Source organism: Paenibacillus sp. E194 (assembly GCF_000935845.1).
Lineage (GTDB): Bacteria > Bacillota > Bacilli > Paenibacillales > Paenibacillaceae > Paenibacillus_B > Paenibacillus_B alvei_B.
The window spans coordinates 1-3,464 of record NZ_JMDX01000391.1; the positions used below are offsets into that span (position 1 = coordinate 1).

3 protein-coding genes and 1 pseudogene are annotated in these 3,464 nt (G+C 44.7%); 2 read left to right on the forward strand and 2 right to left on the reverse strand.

Annotation, left to right across the window (positions count from 1 at the left end; all coding sequences use genetic code 11):
* Positions 1-526 (reverse strand): annotated as a pseudogene (locus tag AZ66_RS27940) (glycoside hydrolase family 19 protein); the annotation flags it as partial.
* Between the two features lie 87 nt (positions 527-613).
* The gene (locus tag AZ66_RS27945) at positions 614-1,270 is read right to left on the reverse strand and encodes a class I SAM-dependent methyltransferase (protein ID WP_044357905.1); all 657 of its coding nucleotides are present in this window, start codon (positions 1,268-1,270) and stop codon (positions 614-616) included.
* Positions 1,271-1,494: 224 nt separating this feature from the next.
* On the opposite strand from AZ66_RS27945, the gene AZ66_RS27950 reads away from it, so the two are divergent.
* Entirely contained in the window at positions 1,495-2,136 is a 642-nt protein-coding gene (locus AZ66_RS27950) for an MmyB family transcriptional regulator (RefSeq protein WP_052648913.1), read from the forward strand.
* 111 nt (positions 2,137-2,247) lie between these two features.
* Positions 2,248-3,429: an outer membrane protein assembly factor BamB family protein gene (locus tag AZ66_RS27955; RefSeq protein WP_231587083.1), complete on the forward strand. Its 1,182-nt coding sequence runs from the start codon at positions 2,248-2,250 to the stop codon at positions 3,427-3,429.
* Positions 3,430-3,464: the final 35 nt, after the last annotated feature.

A 3,464-nucleotide genomic window follows, 5' to 3' on the forward strand; every position in this document is an offset into this window, starting at 1 on the left:
TATAGGTTGTTCCGTTCGTCAATCCCGTATCGGAAAAGGACAAAGCGCTGATCCATTTATACCAATCGCCGTTGCGATAGACGTCGTAGCCTGTAGCGCCATTGATTGCATTCCAGCTTAAGCTGCAGGTTCCATTCGATGCACTTATCGTTAAAGTAGGGGCAGGCAATGTGCTGCCGCCTGAGGCAGTTGGCGTGCAAGCTTTGCTGGCGCTTTGCGGGGATGTCTCTACAGGACTAGTCTTGTCATTTTGCGCGGCAACCGCATACGTATAGGTCGATCCGTTGGTCAATCCCGTATCAGCGTAGGACAACGTATTTGTCCATTTATACCAATTGCCGTTGCGATAGATATCATAACCTGTAGCTCCATTAATCGCATTCCAGCTCAAGGTACACGCTGCATTCGAAGAACTAACCGTTAACGATGGGGCGGTTAAAGCAGCAAAGGCGGTAAGAGGAGATACAAGGATGGTTACTAGTACAATGGCCAACATGAATACTCTCTTATCGATCATCTTTTTCATAGAAAGCCTCCTTATATTAAAGTAAGAAGAAATAGAATCAGACAATCAAGAACAATTTTCATACATGTTATGGAAATAAGGTGGCCATTATACTGACGGCTTCTGTGCACGATAGGAGCGCAGTGTACCGAAGATGGTCGCAAACTGACCGGTTTGCTGCACATTCTCAAATCCACATTCCTGGTACAATGCAGGAAGAATTCCGTGGACGTGATCCCGGGTCGTTGTGAAGCCATCCAGCCATTGAATCGGGTAAAAGGCAAGCCTCATCCAACTGTTTTGCGGTTTATCAAAATCAATGATGTTAATCGTCCCGCCAGGGCGCAAGGTGCGATGCAGCTCTTCTATCGTTCGGCGCTTCATATCGAGGGTCAGATGGTGGAAAAAGAGACTTGAAAAAACGTGATCCAAATGGGCATCTGGAAAAGGGAGATCCGTGGACATTCCTTGCTGAAAATCAATGTCCACCTCATTCTGTACTGCCTTATTCTTCGCAATCGCCAATATTTCTGGATCAGCATCAAGCCCTACAATTTCAACTTCCCCCTGCGCTTGCTTCAACATTAACGTCAATGTGCCCGTTCCACAAGCTAAATCGAGAATACGTTGACCTGGCTTCAAATTCCCTTGCTGAACCAAATGTGTCTTGAACTTGTTCTCTTTCATACCCCATTTTAACACCGGATCATATACAGGGGTTAACCAATGGAACTTCATAGCCGGAATATATCCTTTTTGCGTCATGAAAGCACGGCTCCTTTACTTCTAATTTTGGATGCAGAAGTATGTAAGTTGTGTACTACGAAATCCATCATATGTCATTGTTATTCTCCGTACTATATTAACATAAATAGGTAATTATGTTAGGGAGTTTGTATTCACTTCCAGTAAAAAGTTCTTATCGATGGAGTGGTATATGAAAGGGGGTTGTTATTGAATACTCACCAGTATGGCTTGCGCTTCGGGTTATGCGATTAAGCGCGGAAGAGAAGAATCATCTATTTCTACTCGCTCTAAAGCAGCCTCCGGCAGCGAACAAGCCGGAAATGATTCATGCGGATGTTCAAACCGTTGTGCAGCATTTTCTAGATCATTGGGCGGATTGTCCTGCATACGTAACCGATCATAAATGGGATGTGTTAGCTTGGAACCGCGCTGCTTGCGCGGTATTTGGTGATTTTTCTGCCATGAATGGGAAAGAGCGCAATGCGGTATGGCGTTGTTTTCGATCAGCTTCTTACCGAGAGCTGCTGGTCGATTGGGAGGGTCACGCGAAGCGGCTGCTTGCTTCATTCCGATCTACCAGCACATGTTACGTAGGAGAGGATTGGTACAAAGAGCTTGTCCAAGAATTAATCGAGCATAGTAAGGAATTCCAACAATGGTGGCCTCGCCATGACATCATGGGAACCCCAATTGGCACCAAATCATTGCTCCACCCAAAGGCAGGGCTAATGATGATGGAGCATATTACGTTCCAGGTATATGATGCTCCGGATCTTAAGGTGACATTGTACCGACCGCCTCCTGACAACAACACAGTGGTGACACTCGCCAAACTACTTGAGGATTATCAGGATACAAACAGCCTGACAGTCAATAGCAGTTGAACATTTACCTGACAGACTTAATTTTTCCTGAAAATTTGAAGAGTCCGTGTTAAAATACTACATGTTCATATATTCGTGCAGTTACATACATTACAGGAGTGGTGAAACATCATGTTGTCGAACAAAAGGATCAAAAGATGGAGCAGTGCCTTGTTGGCAGTTGTATTGTGCTTGAGTGCTGTTACTAGTGTCTCAGCTAGTAGTATAAGCAAACCGCTGCCGAAGCCAAGTTGGCAAAAAGACTTGTCTGAGATAAATCAATTTACTCAGGCGCCATATCATATTCCGAGCACTAAGACCGTGTATTTGGCTTCAAATACTTTTATCGCCTCTCAAACGAAAGTATGGGAAGCAGGTGTTGTCACTGCCGTAGATGAGAGCACCGGTAAGCCAAAATGGACCTTCACATTTTATCAAAAAGGAACACCTTATCCATGGAATACGAAGATTGCTTATAGCAAGTTAGGCTCGGTATATGCCCTTGTAAAAGATGGTCAAGGAACGAAATTATTCTCCGTGAATGCCTCCGGTAAAAGCAATTGGACCATCCCCGTCCCAAATGCCGAAGACGTGCATGTGATGAACGATGGTACGATTCTATTAATCGACCCGGATAGAAAGGTTGCACCCTCAGCGAAAAGCAAACCACGAGCATATGCCTATAGTGCTAACGGCAAAAAGCTTGCTGAAGTAGCACTGGGACAGATATATAACGTCATTGGCGGTCAATATGTGGTGTCTCAAATCGGGGAGATCGGGAGTTCGAAGTTAGCCGTGTATGGTTCGAAATTAAACAAGCTATTCATCTATAATCTTCCGAGTGGGGCAGCTACCTATGTAGATGAAGCAACCTGGGTCATGAACAACGGCGATATTCTGCTCCGTGTGAATGTACCGAAGAGCGGAAATAAGTTAATCGCGATGAACGCTAAAGGGAAAACACTGTGGGGACGCAGCATTCCAGGAAATGCACGAGTTCAATCCATCGGACAGAACTATGTTGTATACGCGGATGGGGTAATGAACTTGTTCAATGCCAAAGGACTTGTCGCGAAAGCCGAAGTGAAAGTGGATCTCCCAGTAGCCATTATTTTCGAAACACCAGATCAGCAAATCGAGGTACATACAGAGAATGCGAAAAAGGTGCTGAATGCCAAAACCCTGCAAACGATGTATGATTATCCGAATGACGAAGACAGACAGAAGTATCATTATGCAGGCAATGGATATCTATACTCCATAAACCAAGGACATCAGCTAGCCCAATATAAATTGCAAAAAGGTACACAATGAATAACAAAGACGGCGGTACGTATACCGCCGTCTTT